Below are 14,387 nucleotides of genomic sequence, written 5' to 3'. Positions count from 1 at the left end.
ATTTTTCATGTCGGAAACGACCCATCTTGCGCTGCCGCTGATCGAAGCCGCGCAGGCGCAAAAGCATGTCACGCATAACGAGGCGGTCGCGAAGCTCGATGCGCTGGCGCATCTCGCCGTGACGGCGCGCGACGTCGTCACGCCGCCTGGCGCGCCTGTCGAAGGCGACCGCGTTCTCGTCGGGGCCGGCGCGACCGGCGTCTTCGCCGGGAAGGATAAGCAGGTCGCGGCGTTTCTGGCCGGCGGCTGGGCGTTTTTCCAACCGAGACCGGGATGGCGCCTTTATGTCGCCGCCGAGTCCCTCCTGCTGTTCTACAACGGCGCGAATTGGATCGATCTCGGCGTCGGCCTCCGCGAATTGCAGAGTCTTGCGAAACTCGGCGTGGGAACCGCGGCGGACGCCGCCAACCCGCTCTCTGCGAAAATCAACGCCGGGCTCTTTGCCGCAAAATCGGCCTCCGAAGGCGGCACGGGCGATCTGCGATTGACGCTCAACAAGGAAAGCGCGGCGCGGACGGTTTCGCAGCTTTACCAAACAAACTATTCCGGCCGCGCCGAAACGGGACTGACTGGCGACGACAATTTTCGCATCAAGGTTTCGGCCGACGGCGTCGCCTGGAAGGATGCGATGGTCGTCGATCGCGTCTCCGGCGCCGTCTCCTTTCCGAGCGGCGGGCCTGCGAAAGTTCTGACTTTCTCGGCGAACGGCGTCTACGCGCCGACGCCCGGGATGCGCTGTGTGGAAGTTATTCTCTTCGGCGCTGGCGGGGGCGGCGGTTCCGGCGCGCGACAGGCGGCGGGCGCCATTGCGTCGGGCGGCGGCGGAGGCGGCGGCGGCGGATGCGCGCGCGGCCGCTTCACCAGCGCGCAGATCGGCGCATCGCGCAGCCTGACGATCGGATCGGCCGGCGCCGGAGGCGGCCCGCAGACTACGAACAACGCGCCGGGCAATGCAGGGACGGCGGGCGGCGACACGGCGTTCGGGAATTTGCTCAAGGCCTTTGGCGGCGGCGCCGGCTCCGGCGGAGGATTGGGGACCGGCTCGGGCGGCGGCGGCGGCTCGTCCTTTACCGCCAAGGGCGGGGACGCTTCCGGCGCAACAGGCGGCTCGGGCGTTCATGGCCTCGTCGCGGGCGGCGGGGGCGGCGCGGGAACAACCTCCTTCACGCCGAATATTGGCTCAGGCGGCGGCGGCGCGCCGCCGAGCGGAGGCGCGGGCGGCGGCGGCGGCAATTCGGTTTTCAACTCTGCCGGCGGCGGCGCGGGCGGCGGGATCACGGCGGCGAACGCCGCCGGAAATGGTGGAGCCGGCGGCGCGATCTGGGTCGCCGGCGTTTTCTACGCGGCCAATGGCGGCGTCGCCGGCGGGGCCATTCATGGCGGCGCCGGAGCTGGCAATTTTACGCCAGGCGCCGGTCCGATGGAACAAGCTGGCGCGGGCGGCGGCGGCGGCGCAGCCGGCCTGAGCGCCGCCGGCAATGGCGGCGCGGGCGGATTCCCCTCGGGCGGAGGAGGCGGCGGCGGCGCAACGCAGAATGGCGCGTCGAGCGCCGCGGGCGGAAGCGGCGGCGCCGGCTACGCGATCATTATCGAATATTTCTGACCCAAAGCGGCGATCGTCGCCGCGCTTCCCTCTCTCGCCCGCATCGCCCGCTCTTTCGAGCGGCGACGCGGGCGCATGCTCGAAAGGATATTCCAATGAAATGGCCGAATGAGCGCAAACCTCAAGAGTTGATTTCATTTTATGGCGACCCCGTTCTGCACAGCTCGATCGACCCGACATGGGAGCGCGACAATATCGTCGAACTCATCCCGCCCTATGCGATGCGCTATTCGTGGGGACCGCCGGCGCCGAAGCTTCGCTTTCACAAAAAATGCCGCGACGCCTTCGGCGAAGCGCTTCTTTCGATCAAGAAACTTTACGGCGCGCAGAAGGACATCGAAGCCCACCGCCTTCATCTGACGGGCGGCTCCTTGATGGTTCGCCTCAAACGGGGATCCAGCAAGTCCTGGTCGACGCACAGTTTCGGGGCCGCTCTCGATATCGACCCGCAGCACAATCCGTTCCGCTCCAAATGGAGACCCGGATTCATCCCGCTGGAAGCGGCGAAATGTTTTCAGGACGCCGGTCTCATCTGGCGCGGCGCGAACGGCGATACGGATCCGATGCATTTCCAGGCCGTTTCGCGCGGCTGAACTTTCGAATTCCAATAAGGAGACACACATGTCCGCAATCGACAATCTCACGGCGGCCTTCAACGACGTGCGCGCAACGGTGAGCGCCGCCGTCGAACGCATACAATATCTCGCCCATGACCTCGCTTATGCGCGCGCCGAAGCGGCGGACGCAGCCGCAATCGAGCAAATCGCGGCCGAACTTCATGCGACCGCCGATCAATTGAGAGGCGCGCTCGCCGCCTCCGACCCGACGCAGCCGCAGGCCTGATGAAGCGAGAAGGATTTCCAATGACAGGCTACCGCACCTATCTCGCCGCCGCCCTCATGGCGATTTTCGGCGTCCTCGCCTCAACCGACTGGATTGCGTTCCTCGACAATCCAAAGGCCGGCGCGGTCGCGATCGGCTCGGCGGCCGTGATGGCGCTGATGCGCGCGCTCACGACCACGCCTCCGGGCAAGATCATGCGTCCGCCGAACTTTCTGAGGTAGATTTGCCTCGGTCTCGCAAGCATGCTCTGTCGGACGGCCCAAAAAAAACGTGTTCATGCGCCATTCATGCCGCAAGGCTGACGATGGAGCCGGGAGAATAAATGACGGCTGTCTTGAAGACTCGCAGCGCTCTGGCCGCCGCCGCGATTGCGGCGGCGTTCGGCTGCGCGCGGGCCGAAGAGGCCGCCGAACATATGCTCGAGCGCGCCCCGCCGCGTCGCCAATGCTTCTCCACCGCTCAGACCCGCGAAAAGATCGAAGCTCACAAGCTGACTGATCCCTTCGTCTGCATGCAAGCGGCGGCGCGCGAACATGGCGGAGAAGCCCTGGGCGCGCGGCTCTGCCGCCTCGAGGAATTTTACATATACGAAATCAGCGTTCTGCAGCCGGACGGACGCATTGTCAGACTTATGTTCGACGCCGCGACCGGGCGGCCGCATTCTGGCCGCAAGGCTAATTGAGAGACGTAGCTGCGTTTCATGTCGGAGGGAAACAAGTGCGGCTGCTCGTTATCGAGGACGATAAGGATTTGAATCGCCAGATTGCGCAGGCCCTGGAGCAATCCGGCTACGCCGTCGACCGCGCCTTTGACGGCGAAGAAGGGCAATTTCTGGGCGAGACGGAAACTTATGACGCCGTCGTGCTCGATATCGGCCTGCCGAAGAAGGACGGCATAACCGTGCTCGAGGAATGGCGCGCCAATGCGCGCGTCATGCCGGTCCTCATTCTGACGGCGCGAGATCGCTGGAGCGAGAAGGTGCAGGGCTTCGACGCCGGCGCCGACGACTATGTGGCCAAACCCTTCCATATGGAGGAAGTGCTCGCCCGCATTCGCGCCCTGCTGCGCCGCGCCGCCGGACATGCGACGAATGAAATCGTCTGCGGATCTGTGCGGCTGGATACGAAGGCGGGCCGCGTCGTGGTCGACGGCGCGCCGGTGAAGCTCACTTCGCACGAATATCGTCTGCTCGCTTATCTCATGCATCACAGCGGCCGGGTCGTGTCGCGCAGCGAAATCATCGAACATATTTACGATCAGGATTTCGACCGCGATTCGAACACGATCGAGGTCTTCGTCGGCCGTCTGCGCAAGAAGCTCGGCGTCGATCTCATCCATACGGTTCGCGGCCTCGGCTATATGGCGGCGCCGGCGCCGGAAGAAAGCGGCGGGAGACGGTAGAACCATGCGCCTGCCGAGCGTCACGACCCGTTCCATCGCGACGCGCCTTTTCCTCACCGCCGCGGCGCTGAGCGCGGTCGTGCTGCTCGTCGCGAGCGTTTTTTTCACCGCTTATTATCGCAAGGAAGCGGAGGAGATTTTCGAGCGGCGGCTCGACGTCTATTTACGCGCGATCGTCGCCGACGTTTCGGAGTCCGGCCAGGAAGGCCGCACCGGCCCCGGCCAGCTCGGCGATCCGCAATTCGAACTGCCGGGCTCGGGATGGTATTGGCAGATTACGCGCATGGACGGCGCGGCGCATGAGATCAAAGCGTCGCGTTCGCTCTTCGCCGAACGTCTTCCCAAGCTTTCCGATCTCGGCGTGCAGGCGGAGATTGGAGGGTCGCGGCGCGGCTATGCGCTGGGTCCGGACGGAAGGCGGCTGCGCATCATCGAGCGCGTCATCGACGCCGGCGATACGGGAATCTATCTCGTGCAAGTCGCCGCGAGCAGCGAAGAAATCGAAGAGCAGATTACGCGCTTCCAATTTGAGCTGATCGTCGCCTTCGCGGCGCTCGCCATCGCACTGGCGATGGTCGCCGCATTTCAGGTTCGCTTCGGTCTGCGCCCGCTTCGCCAATTGCAGGATGAGCTTGTCTCGATCCGGCGCGGCGCGCGCGAACGTATCGAAGGCGCCTATCCGAACGAAATCGCGCCGCTCGCCGATGAACTCAACCTTCTGATTGGCGCGAATCGGGACATTCTGGAACGCGCGCGCACTCAAGTCGGCAATCTCGCCCATGCGCTGAAGACGCCCCTGAGCGTCATGATGAACGAAGCTGGCGCCGCGCCGTCGCCGCTCGCCGACAAGGTGAACGAACAGGCGCGGATCATGCGCGATCAGATCTCGTTCTACCTCGACCGCGCCCGCGCGGCGGCGCGCGGCGGCGCATTGGGTGCGGCGACGCAAGTTGCGCCCGCCGTCGAAGGGTTGCTGCGCGCCTTCACCAAGATCTATGGCGGCAGAGGCGTCGCCTTCTCGAGCGATCTGGCGCAGGAGGCGCGATTTCTGGGAGAAAGACAGGATCTCGAGGAGATGGTCGGCAATCTCCTCGACAATGCCGGAAAATGGGCCGACGCCAATGTCTCGATCGTCATCAGAATCGAATCGCTTTCCACCGGCGCGGGCCGCAGCGCGCTGATCGTGACCATCGACGACGACGGCCCCGGCCTCCAGCCGCATCTGCGCGCGCAGGCCACGGAGCGTGGACGCCGACTCGACGAAACGAAGCCAGGCTCGGGACTTGGCCTCTCTATCGTCGTCGACCTCGCCGCTGCGTATGGCGGCGCGCTGGAGTTGGACGACAGCCCCACGGGCGGCCTTCGCGCAAAGCTGCAGTTGCCCGGTTTTTGACAGCCGCCGCTCGATCCTGCATAGGGCGAATTTCGAGGACCCTCTGGAGAATAGGGATTTGTCGACGATGCGCGCGAAAGCGACCTTGGCGATGTGCGTTCTTGCCGCATTGGGCGCGGGCGCTTGCAGTTCGACTTCCGAGCCGCCGACCGCCGCCGCCACTCCCGTCATTACGGCTCCGGCGCCTCCCGCGCCCGGCGTCATCGGCGGCGCGATCGGCCAGTCGCTGAGCGAAAAAGATCGCGCGGCGGCGATCGCCGCGCAGCAGGACGCCGTCTCATCCGGCGCCCGCAAGAGCTGGAACGGCGAAAAGGACGCGTACGGCTTCGTCACTCCCGGCGCCGAAAGCGGCTCGTGCCGCGACTATACGCACAGGATTTTCGTCAATGGGCGTCCGCAGGAAGCAAAGGGGCAAGCCTGCCGACAAAATGGCGAGTGGCGCGTCACAAGCTGACGAAACCATGGCGGGACGACCCGAATGAAGCTGCTTATCGCCTCCGCATTGCTGGTGATCGCCCTCGCGCTCGGGGCCGTCCTTGTCTTCGTAATGAGGGATGAAGCGCCCGACGCGATGGTTCAGGCCGAACTTGCGGGCGTGAAATTCTCCTATGCCCGCGCCTATGCGCGCGACGACTCCACCGGAGCGGGCGGGCTTGCGGATCGGCTGAGCTTCGTCGCCGCATTTCCGAGTTTCAAGCCGCTTTCTGCGAAGGACCGGGCTTCGACCGCCGCGGTCGCACTGACGTTGACGCCCAAGGATGACGGCATTGATCCGAGCGAGCGGCCGGCGAAGCTCTATGCGCGCTTCCTGACGCCGGAGACGCTTGAAGGTCCCGGCGTCCTCGTCCTGCGGCGTTTCGATCAAGGCTCGCCTTACGATTCCGAAGAGCTTTATATCGCGCCTCCAGACGGCCGCGACTTTTTCGCCCGCTGTCCAAAACAGGAGGCCGGCGCCCCGGGCGAAGCGTGCATTTCCGTCTTTCGCGAAGGCGGATTCGACGTCGAGCTGAGATACGCGCCGGCGCTGCTCGAGCGTTGGGAAACGCTCTATGAGGGCGCGCAAGCTCTGGTGTCGAAAATGACCGCGGCTCGCGCGCGCAAGAAGAAGAGCTGATTATTCTTCCTCGAGATCGAAATCCAGGATCGCGATCTGCAGCGTGAAGGTCGAGAGCTTGGCGTCGTCCGCTGAGATCACGCCGAGAAACTCGCCATCGGCGTTGAGCTCGACGGAATCGACTTTGCGGCCGCGCGCGACGATCGTCAGCTTGTCGTTCTCGAAAAGCTTGCGCAGATAGGACTGCAGCACTTCCCGTCCGACCGGTATCTTCATCTCGAACGCGAACGAACGATCGCCGTCTTCGTCATCGACGGAGATTTCCGCGATCTTGCGTTCGCCCAGATGAACCGCGGCGTTCTCGGTATTTTTCGGATCGAGCGTGACGCGAATGTCGTCATTGCCGAAGGAGCGGCGCAGGAACGCCTGCAGCTTTCGCAACTCGCCTTTATCCACTCCCGCCTCCGACCGATGCTCGTATTTTGCAGTCGTGTGACACGAAGCCCGTCGACGGGCAAGATGCATGCGCCCAAAAAAGAAACGTCCGGCGAACGGGGTCGCCGGACGAATGCAAATCAGCGTGAGGCGATTATTCGCCGGCTTCCTTCAGGCGCTTGTTGCAGGCGCTCCAATATTTCGGCCAGGTCAGCTTCTTGTCGGCTTTGAGCAGCTCGGCCTTCTTTTCCTTCCACTCGGCGGCGCACTTTTTCTGCCGGGATTGAGTCGCGGCCTTCGTATCGGCGGCGGGCTTCTCCGCTTCGGCCGGCTTGGCGACCTCCGCCGGCTTGGCGGATTCCACGGGTTTAGCCGTCTCGGCGGGCTTGGCGGGTTCCGGAGCCGGCGCAGGAGCCGCGGTCTCGGCGGGCTTGGCCGCCTCGGCCGGCTTCGCTTCGGCCGCAGGCGCGGCGGCGGCCGGCTCGGCGAGAGACGCGCGGCACTCCTTCAGAAAGTCCTGCCAGCTCTGGCCGGCGAGTTCATTGGCGGCCTTTTTGGCCTGATAACGAGATCCGCATTCCTTCAGCACATTGGCTTGGGCGACGGCTTCGCCCGAAACGGCCACGCCGAGGCCCATCGCGACGAGGCCTACCGCAGCGCGGGAAACAACGAGACGGATCACCATATAAATCTCCCCTTATGGAAGCCGCCTGGATCTTCAGCAGCGACTTTCGACGGCGCAATAAGCACAGGACGCGCCAATAAAGGCGACGGCGACGTGTCTGCGGCGGCGCAACGATAGTCCCAACGAGGTTGTGAACGCAATCTGAACGCGCGATAACCGCCCGGACGTCGTCGCCGCACCCCGATACGAGGAGAATTCCTTCTTGCCGCCCGCCCGCGAAAAACCAACGAGCTGGGGTGATTGCGTCATCGAGCACGAGGACGGGCTCGCGCGGTGCCCCTGGCCGGGGCGCGACCCGCTATACGTCGCCTATCATGATGAAGAATGGGGGCGGCCGGAACGGAATTCCCGCGCGCTGTTCGAAAAGCTGGTTCTGGACGGCTTCCAGGCGGGCTTGTCCTGGATCACCATCCTCCGAAAAAGAGAGGCGTTCCGTTCGGCCTTTGCGGGCTTCGATCCCGCCGCCATGGCGCGTTTCGACGAGCGCCGCGTGCACGAATTGATGCAGAACGGCGGCATTGTGCGCAATCGCGCTAAAATTGAAGGCGCCGTGCTCTCCGCGCGCGCCTGGCTCGACATTGAGGCGGCGCAGGGTTTCTCCGATTACCTTTGGAGTTTCGTCGACGGCGCGCCGATCGACAATCGGCCCCGACGAATAGCCGACGTCCCGACGCAATCTACTATTTCCGAACGCCTCTCCAAAGACCTGAAGGCGAAGGGCTTCAAATTTTGCGGTCCCACCATCGTCTACGCCTTCATGCAGGCGGTCGGCATGGTGAACGACCATCTGGCCGACTGCCATGTCCGGAACCAAGGCTGACATGACCGACGCCCCGGCCAAGAGGCGCGCCAGAAGGGACGCGCCGCCGCGCGCATGGCAGCGCATGCTCTCCGGCCGCCGGCTCGACCTTCTCGACCCCTCGCCGCTCGATATCGAAATAGACGACATCGCTCACGGCCTCGCCCGCGTCGCGCGCTGGAACGGTCAGACCGTGGGACCCCACATCTTCTCGGTCGCCCAGCACAGCCTGCTCGTCGAAAGGATCGCAGCCGAGCTGGAGCCTTCGATCGGTCGGGCGGAGCGTCTCTTCATGCTCCTTCACGACGCCCCGGAATATGTCATCGGCGACATGATCTCGCCCTTCAAGGCGGTCATTGGCGACGCTTACAAGTCCGTGGAAAACCGGATTCTCGGGGCGATTCTGCTCCGCTTCTCCTTGCCGCCGGCCCCTACGCCCGCCATGACGAAGCTCGCGAAACAGGCCGACAGGGGGGCCGCGTTTTTCGAGGCTGTGACTCTTGCCGGCTTTACACGGCGCGAAGCGGAGCGCATCTTCGGCCGTCCTGCGATCTCGCCGCAGGCGCTGACGGAGGATATAACCCCCGCGGCGATCGAGGAGACGCAAGCGCGGTTCTTGGCCCGCTTCCATGAAATTGACCGCGGCTAAAAGAAGACCAAGAGGGCAGAAATGTCGAACGGGCGACTTTACGTCTGTTCCATGACCAAAGTGGTCGAGACGGTGCGGGCGACCGGCGCCCGCTCGCTCGTCACCATCCTGACGGCCGGCGCCTCGCTGGTGCGTCCATGCGAGATTGCGCGCGAGCGGCATTTGCGGGTCGCCGTGTCGGACATCGAAGCGCCGATCGACGGGCATGTCCTCCCGGGGGAGGAACATGTCGATCGGCTGCTCGCCTTTATCGAGGAGTGGGACCAAACCGATCCGCTCGTCATCCACTGTTACGCCGGAGTGAGCCGATCCCCGGCGGCCGCCTACGCCGCGGCCTGCGCGCTGGCGCCTCACCGCTGCGAATTCGAACTCGCCCAGGAATTACGGCGCATCTCGCCAACCGCGACGCCCAACCGTCGCATCGTCGCGCTGGCGGATCGACGGCTCGGGCGCGAAGGCCGCATGGTCGCGGCGGTCGCCGCCATCGGGCGCGGGGCCGATTGCTTTGAGGGAGCGCCTTTCGCGCTTGAATTGGCCTGACAACGGCGCAGTCGGAGACAGAAAGTCAGACGCTTTCGCCGCCGGTGGAAATCGGCCTGACGGCGGCTATCGTCGCCGTTCGCGACGACGAGCCGCTGATTCTTACGACGCGCGCCGACGATACGGGCTCGGTCGCCGCCCTGCCCTCGGGCCCCTTCGATCCGATCCGCCACCGCACTTTCGAGATTGGACTTCGCGCCTGGGTTTCCGAGCAGACCGGGGTCCCCTTGGGCTATGTCGAGCAGCTTTACACTTTTGGCGACCGGGGCCGTCACGCCCGCGCCGGCGATCGGGACCCGCATGTCGTCTCGATCGGCTATCTCGCGCTGACCCGCATTGGCGACGAAAGCCAACGTCCCGCGATCGGCGCCTGGCGGCGCTGGCACGACTTCTTCCCTTGGGAAGATTGGCGCAGGGGCCGGCCCGACGTCATAGAGACGACGATCGCCCCCGGCCTCGCCCCCTGGGTGGACGAAGCGCCGAGCGCGGTCTCTTCCTCGGGCCTCTCGCGACTGCAGCGCGTCAACCTGCTCTTTGGCGCGCGGGGCTTCAATGAGGAGAACGTGCTCGAACGCTATGAACTGCTCTATGAGGCCGGGCTTCTCGAGGAAGCGCTGCGCGACGGGCGGGAGGCGGCGGCGAAACGCGGTCGGATCGATCCGCTCGGCGTGCCCATGCGGCACGATCACCGCCGGATTTTGGCGACGGCGATGGGCCGGCTGCGCGCCAAAATGAAATACCGCCCGGTGATTTTCGAGCTGATGCCGGCGGCGTTTACGCTCACCGAACTGCAACGCGCGGTGGAAGCGATCGCCGGGCGTCATCTGCACAAGCAGAATTTTCGGCGCCTGGTCGAAGCTTCGGCGATCGTCGAGCCGACCGGCGAGATGTCGTTAAGGACGGGCGGACGTCCCGCCGCCCTTTTCCATTTTCGCCGCAATGTTCTGCAAGAACGGCCCTCGCCGGGCCTCCGCGTGGGCATAAGGAGCTGATTTCGCTCTTTAAGATTTGTTCACCTCAACATGGTGAAGATTTCCTCCATGCGTTGCGTCCGTAGAGCGTAGAGGTGCGTCTTGGGCTATCTTTCGCCGCCGCCGGCTCCGGCCCCCGTCATCGTCTATAAGGACGTGGGCGGGCTGGTCACGGATTATGAAGCCGCGACCGAGCAATATCGACGCGAAAACCGGGAGGTGCGGCTGCATGAATGCCGCTCGGCCTGCACGCTGGCGCTGAGCCTTCCCAATGTCTGCGTCTATCCCAACGCGCAGGTGAAGTTCCACCAAGCCTATAACGCGATCACCAGGGAAGCGGACGAGGGCGTTTCGGCCAAGCTCTTTGCTTCCTACCCGGCGGCGGTTCAGGCGCGGCTCGGCTATTTGACGCGCGAATACAGAGTGTTGAGCGGACGCGAGCTGATTGCGGTCGGCATGCGCAATTGCGACGGCGACAATCCCGTGCTGATCGCCGCCCGCAAGCAGCGCCAGGCGGCGCCGACAGCCCTCGCCAGCGCAAATCCGCCGCCCGGCGCGGCGGCGGGCGCCAGCTCCTGGAACGATGTCGCCCGCAAGGTTCAGACCGCCGTCGCCGGCGCTTTTTCCGCGCCGGACGAACAGGCGCGGGGCTCCATCCGGGTCGCGGTGGCGGATCGCTCGCGCATCGCCGACCCCCGCATAACTTCAGACGCCGTCGCTCGCTCGGAAGCGGCTCCTGGCTTCGCGCGCCAAGCCGCCGCTGTCGCCGACGCGCCGCTGCCGCCCCGCCGGCCGCCCTCCGAAGCCTTCACCGCCAAGGACGCCGCAGCCGCAAACTTGCCGATAATCGCCGGCGCGCAGCCGATTCTCAGCGCCGCCTTCGTTCGCGGCGACGCCCGCTAGACCTTGGTCGGGCGCGTCCGCGCGGGTTGCAGGGCTCTTTTTCGCCACGATGTTACCCTAATCGACTAGCTTGAGGGGAGCTCAGGCTGGCTAGCCAGCTCTTGGAGGTCAGTGGACATAAATCCGTCGCAGACTGCCCGTTCCCTTCCTATCGGCTGACGCCGCAAAATCGTGCCGCCGCAAAGCGGGGGCGTCCCGCAAGCGGGTTCTCCGCCGGCTTCCGGGACAAGGGATGGAGTAAAGCCTTGGGTTCGTCCTATAAGACGGGCTCCAAGCCAGACGGGGAAGCGATCCTCTTGACGACGCCTCGCGACAGCGAAAAACGTAAACCCGCCTCCCCGCTTTCCCTCGCCCTCGGCCTCTTGGCCGGGGCTTTCGCGACCCTCTCTCCCAGCATCACTGAAACCGCGATCGCCAATGGCGACACGCGCACAATCTATCTCCACCACGCGCATACCGGCGAGGACATTGCGGCGACCTACCTCGTCAGCGGTCAATATGACAGCCATGTCCTTCAGCAACTGAATTGGTTCCTGCGCGACTGGCGTCGCGACGAGCCCACGAATATGGACCCCCGCCTGTTCGACGTGGTATGGGAGGCTTACCGCTCCGCCGGCGCCGGCAATCAGGTCATCAACGTCGTCTCCGCTTATCGCTCTCCTGAAACCAACGCCATGCTCCGCGCCCGTTCGCGCGCGGTCGCCAAATATTCCCAGCATATGCTCGGCAAGGCGATGGACACGACCATGCCCGGCATGCCGATGTCCAATATTCGCGAGATCGGCATGCGGATGCAGCGCGGCGGCGTAGGCTATTATCCCACCGCGAACACGCCCTTCGTCCATCTCGACGTCGGCAATGTGCGCTCCTGGCCGCGCATGACCTACGACCAGCTCGTTCGCCTGTTTCCGGACGGCAAGACGGTTCATCTCCCCACCAATGGCCAGCCGCTGCCGGGCTATGAGGAAGCGCGGGCTGAAATCGAAGCGCGCGGCAATGGCGCTTACGTGACCGCTCCTCGCCGGACGTTCGGCGGCTTCTTTGCGGCGCTCTTCGGCATGGGCGGCGGCGAGGACGAGGATGCGGAGATCGCCGCGCCGCCGCCGAGCACCCGCAAGCAATGGGCGGCGCTCGCCCCTCGCAATTCGCGCAATGCGCAGGCAGATTCCGAGGGCGGCGAGGAGGGCGCGGTCGAGCAGCCTACGAGCCGGCGGGCCCGCAATCAGATCGCCCGCGCGGAGGCCGACCTGCCTCGGGGCGAGACCGCCATGACGGCGACCGGCGCCGTCGCGGTGGCGCCGCCTTCCGTCCGCGCGCCGCAGACCGCCGCTCCCCCGGCCGAGGATGGGGCTGAAGCGCCTCCGGAGGAAACGAAGCGGCCCAAATACGCCCGCGTCCCTCTGCCGCCGTCGGGACGCCCGGCCATCGAGAAGCCAACGCCCTTGACTGAAAGATCCGCCGAGGTCGCGAGCGCCGAGCCCGGGACGGCCCAGGAGCTGCGCTCCTCCGTTGACGACGCGCAGGAGAACCTAGCCGAAGCGACCGCCGCTCGCCGCTTTGTGAAGGCCCCAACGCCGCCGCGCCGTCCCTCTTTCCTCGCCGCCGCCGCTTCCCGACAGGATGACGCTCCGACGCCGCCCGAGCGACCGCAAGTCGGGACCGCCTCTCACGCGATCGCCCATGCCGTGGACGCGCCCGAGGAGCAGCAAGGCAAGGACGACGCGGCTCTCGCCTATGCGCCGCATGGCGGGGTCCGGACGGCCGCGCCGCAGCCCGACGAGAATGACGGCGGCGCCGCTCGAAAATCGGCGGGCGGATCCGATCTGGCGCCGGCCCGGCTCGACCGCTCCAACTTCAACACGCTGACGGCGGCCACGCCAACGGCGCGCGCTTCGGCTCGCTCCGTCCTCGGCGCCCCAATCACCGCGGTCCGCTCGGCGGCTCGCGCATCCGAACCAAGCGTCTTGTTGCCGCCGACTCGTCCGGCTCATCTCGTCGGCTTCGCCGCCCCCGCCCTCCCGCCGACCGACAAATTCTCCTCCCCCGCTCTCCATCCGCGCCAGAAGATAGACGGCGATCAGAAGAAATAGGCTGCATGGAGCCTCTTAGCCCCTATCGGCGGCGCCCCCCAAATTGCTGCGCCAAAGCCGACGGCTTAGGCGCTATGATATTGTTCTATTATAATAAATTTTGTAGAAGGCATGTTCTGGCTCTCTCCGACCGACGTGCTTTCGCCGAATGCACGGGCGTCAGACAGTCGAAGTGCTGAGATGGCTCGTCCCCGATGTAAGCGCCGAGCGGCCGCCCTGGCGAAACTCGCCGCCTTTAAAGAAGCTTTTCCAGGTGAGCCGATTCCAGCCTCCTTGATGACCTATGAGGATGATTTCGGCGTTCGGCGGTATACTGTGTCTGGCCATGACACGCGCAAATCGAGCGAGCGCGCCTCCCAGCGATACGCCGCATTTACGACCCGCGCGCACCGGAACGAAATCCATCTGCAACTCGCGCTGAGCGCGGCCAACATGATCTGCTTCGACTGGGACATTGTCGAGGATCGGGTGGCGCGTCTCGATCCGCAAACCATGGATCTCACAGCGGGCGAAACTTTCAATAATAATTTCAGAGCCGTTCTCGCGGCCGTCCATGACGAGGATCGAGAGAGGTTCCGCGCCGACGTCGGGGATGCGCTCGCCGACCCAGACGGCCGCTTCGAGACTGAAGTCCGCATCCGGAACTGCGACGGCTCCACGGCCTGGTATATCGAGTGCGGAAAAGTGGAGCGCGATTCCCAAGGCCGACCGGCCCGCCTGATTGGCGTCGCCATCGACGTCACGGTCCAAAAACTGGCGGAACAAGCGCTAAAACAGGCGCGGGACCCGAAGGATTGACCCAGCCTCCGCGCCGGGCTCTTGCGCTTTTGATAAGAATTGGATGGTGGGGGAAGTAGGACTCGAACCTACGAAGGCTTAGCCAGCGGATTTACAGTCCGCCCCCTTTGCCGCTCGGGACATTCCCCCAGTCCGTCTCGCGGCTTGCGCGAGAATGGCGCGCCCAAGGCGGCCAATCGGTAGCGGCATATGCGGTGCTCACGCCGCTCCTGTCAACCTCAAT

General features: G+C 65.1%; 18 protein-coding genes and 1 tRNA gene. 16 read left to right on the top strand and 3 right to left on the bottom strand.

Annotated elements, in window-relative coordinates:
• Positions 1-7: 7 nt before the first annotated feature.
• The 9 genes from MMG94_RS17965 (at position 8) to MMG94_RS17925 (ending at position 6,354) form a co-directional block, all read left to right on the top strand.
• On the top strand, positions 8-1,603 hold the full coding sequence (locus MMG94_RS17965; RefSeq protein ID WP_154419629.1) for a DUF2793 domain-containing protein: 1,596 nt from the start codon (positions 8-10) through the stop codon (positions 1,601-1,603).
• Positions 1,604-1,698: 95 nt separating this feature from the next.
• Positions 1,699-2,196 carry a M15 family metallopeptidase gene (locus MMG94_RS17960; protein ID WP_016920172.1) on the top strand — a complete coding sequence of 166 codons (498 nt, stop codon included), beginning with the start codon at positions 1,699-1,701 and terminating at the stop codon, positions 2,194-2,196.
• Positions 2,197-2,224: 28 nt separating this feature from the next.
• Entirely contained in the window at positions 2,225-2,446 is a 222-nt protein-coding gene (locus tag MMG94_RS17955) for a hypothetical protein (RefSeq protein WP_016920173.1), read from the top strand.
• 20 nt (positions 2,447-2,466) lie between these two features.
• On the top strand, positions 2,467-2,667 hold the full coding sequence (locus tag MMG94_RS17950; protein ID WP_026016282.1) for a hypothetical protein: 201 nt from the start codon (positions 2,467-2,469) through the stop codon (positions 2,665-2,667).
• Positions 2,668-2,768: 101 nt separating this feature from the next.
• Positions 2,769-3,128 (top strand): PepSY domain-containing protein, encoded by a 360-nt coding sequence (locus MMG94_RS17945; protein ID WP_016920175.1) that lies wholly within the window; start codon positions 2,769-2,771, stop codon positions 3,126-3,128.
• A 35-nt stretch (positions 3,129-3,163) separates the two neighbouring features.
• Positions 3,164-3,847 carry a response regulator transcription factor gene (locus tag MMG94_RS17940; protein ID WP_016920176.1) on the top strand — a complete coding sequence of 228 codons (684 nt, stop codon included), beginning with the start codon at positions 3,164-3,166 and terminating at the stop codon, positions 3,845-3,847.
• 4 nt (positions 3,848-3,851) lie between these two features.
• Positions 3,852-5,240, top strand: a complete 1,389-nt coding sequence (locus MMG94_RS17935) for an ATP-binding protein (RefSeq protein WP_016920177.1) — start codon at positions 3,852-3,854, stop codon at positions 5,238-5,240.
• Positions 5,241-5,307: 67 nt separating this feature from the next.
• The gene (locus MMG94_RS17930) at positions 5,308-5,694 is read left to right on the top strand and encodes a hypothetical protein (RefSeq protein ID WP_154419631.1); all 387 of its coding nucleotides are present in this window, start codon (positions 5,308-5,310) and stop codon (positions 5,692-5,694) included.
• Between the two features lie 24 nt (positions 5,695-5,718).
• Complete coding sequence (locus tag MMG94_RS17925; RefSeq protein ID WP_016920179.1) at positions 5,719-6,354, top strand: hypothetical protein; 636 nt, start codon at positions 5,719-5,721, stop codon at positions 6,352-6,354.
• Here MMG94_RS17925 and MMG94_RS17920 read toward each other — a convergent pair whose 3' ends face one another.
• Together MMG94_RS17920 and MMG94_RS17915 are read right to left on the bottom strand one after the other, a co-directional pair.
• Positions 6,355-6,750, bottom strand: a complete 396-nt coding sequence (locus tag MMG94_RS17920; RefSeq protein ID WP_016920180.1) for a DUF3126 family protein — start codon at positions 6,748-6,750, stop codon at positions 6,355-6,357.
• 133 nt (positions 6,751-6,883) lie between these two features.
• Positions 6,884-7,414, bottom strand: coding sequence for a hypothetical protein (locus tag MMG94_RS17915; RefSeq protein ID WP_016920181.1), 531 nt, complete (start codon positions 7,412-7,414; stop codon positions 6,884-6,886).
• Positions 7,415-7,616: 202 nt separating this feature from the next.
• Here MMG94_RS17915 and MMG94_RS17910 point away from each other — a divergent pair, with 202 nt between their 5' ends.
• The 7 genes from MMG94_RS17910 to MMG94_RS17880 all read left to right on the top strand — a co-directional run bounded on the left by MMG94_RS17910 (position 7,617) and on the right by MMG94_RS17880 (position 14,164).
• Complete coding sequence (locus tag MMG94_RS17910; protein ID WP_016920182.1) at positions 7,617-8,234, top strand: DNA-3-methyladenine glycosylase I; 618 nt, start codon at positions 7,617-7,619, stop codon at positions 8,232-8,234.
• 1 nt (position 8,235) lies between these two features.
• Positions 8,236-8,862, top strand: coding sequence for an HD domain-containing protein (locus MMG94_RS17905; protein WP_040579255.1), 627 nt, complete (start codon positions 8,236-8,238; stop codon positions 8,860-8,862).
• Positions 8,863-8,883: 21 nt separating this feature from the next.
• Positions 8,884-9,402: a tyrosine phosphatase family protein gene (locus MMG94_RS17900; RefSeq protein ID WP_040579256.1), complete on the top strand. Its 519-nt coding sequence runs from the start codon at positions 8,884-8,886 to the stop codon at positions 9,400-9,402.
• 44 nt (positions 9,403-9,446) lie between these two features.
• A complete protein-coding gene (locus MMG94_RS17895; RefSeq protein ID WP_016920185.1) occupies positions 9,447-10,394 on the top strand; it encodes an NUDIX hydrolase in 948 nt (315 codons plus the stop codon).
• 81 nt (positions 10,395-10,475) lie between these two features.
• A complete protein-coding gene (locus MMG94_RS17890; RefSeq protein WP_016920186.1) occupies positions 10,476-11,276 on the top strand; it encodes a hypothetical protein in 801 nt (266 codons plus the stop codon).
• Between the two features lie 245 nt (positions 11,277-11,521).
• Positions 11,522-13,366, top strand: coding sequence for a peptidoglycan L,D-endopeptidase MepK (locus tag MMG94_RS17885; protein WP_016920187.1), 1,845 nt, complete (start codon positions 11,522-11,524; stop codon positions 13,364-13,366).
• Between the two features lie 315 nt (positions 13,367-13,681).
• Positions 13,682-14,164 (top strand): PAS domain-containing protein, encoded by a 483-nt coding sequence (locus MMG94_RS17880; RefSeq protein WP_157212441.1) that lies wholly within the window; start codon positions 13,682-13,684, stop codon positions 14,162-14,164.
• A 44-nt stretch (positions 14,165-14,208) separates the two neighbouring features.
• On the opposite strand, the gene MMG94_RS17875 is transcribed toward MMG94_RS17880, so the two are convergent.
• Positions 14,209-14,293, bottom strand: a tRNA-Tyr gene (locus MMG94_RS17875).
• Positions 14,294-14,387 lie beyond the last annotated feature (94 nt).

The organism is Methylocystis parvus OBBP (genome assembly GCF_027571405.1).
Lineage (GTDB): Bacteria > Pseudomonadota > Alphaproteobacteria > Rhizobiales > Beijerinckiaceae > Methylocystis > Methylocystis parva.
The sequence above is the reverse complement of the archived record's forward strand: the minus strand, read 5'-3'. Positions and strand labels throughout refer to the sequence as shown.

Bases quoted from the DNA above. Each gene is read 5' to 3' on its own strand.
- MMG94_RS17905 (WP_040579255.1), top strand. From the start codon at position 8,236: ATGACCGACGCCCCGGCCAAGAGGCGCGCCAGAAGGGACGCGCCGCCG.
- MMG94_RS17945 (WP_016920175.1), top strand. From the start codon at position 2,769: ATGACGGCTGTCTTGAAGACTCGCAGCGCTCTGGCCGCCGCCGCGATT.
- MMG94_RS17965 (WP_154419629.1), top strand. From the start codon at position 8: ATGTCGGAAACGACCCATCTTGCGCTGCCGCTGATCGAAGCCGCGCAG.
- MMG94_RS17955 (WP_016920173.1), top strand. From the start codon at position 2,225: ATGTCCGCAATCGACAATCTCACGGCGGCCTTCAACGACGTGCGCGCA.
- MMG94_RS17960 (WP_016920172.1), top strand. From the start codon at position 1,699: ATGAAATGGCCGAATGAGCGCAAACCTCAAGAGTTGATTTCATTTTAT.
- MMG94_RS17900 (WP_040579256.1), top strand. From the start codon at position 8,884: ATGTCGAACGGGCGACTTTACGTCTGTTCCATGACCAAAGTGGTCGAG.
- MMG94_RS17925 (WP_016920179.1), top strand. From the start codon at position 5,719: ATGAAGCTGCTTATCGCCTCCGCATTGCTGGTGATCGCCCTCGCGCTC.
- MMG94_RS17930 (WP_154419631.1), top strand. From the start codon at position 5,308: ATGCGCGCGAAAGCGACCTTGGCGATGTGCGTTCTTGCCGCATTGGGC.
- MMG94_RS17950 (WP_026016282.1), top strand. From the start codon at position 2,467: ATGACAGGCTACCGCACCTATCTCGCCGCCGCCCTCATGGCGATTTTC.
- MMG94_RS17915 (WP_016920181.1), bottom strand. From the start codon at position 7,414: ATGGTGATCCGTCTCGTTGTTTCCCGCGCTGCGGTAGGCCTCGTCGCG.
- MMG94_RS17935 (WP_016920177.1), top strand. From the start codon at position 3,852: ATGCGCCTGCCGAGCGTCACGACCCGTTCCATCGCGACGCGCCTTTTC.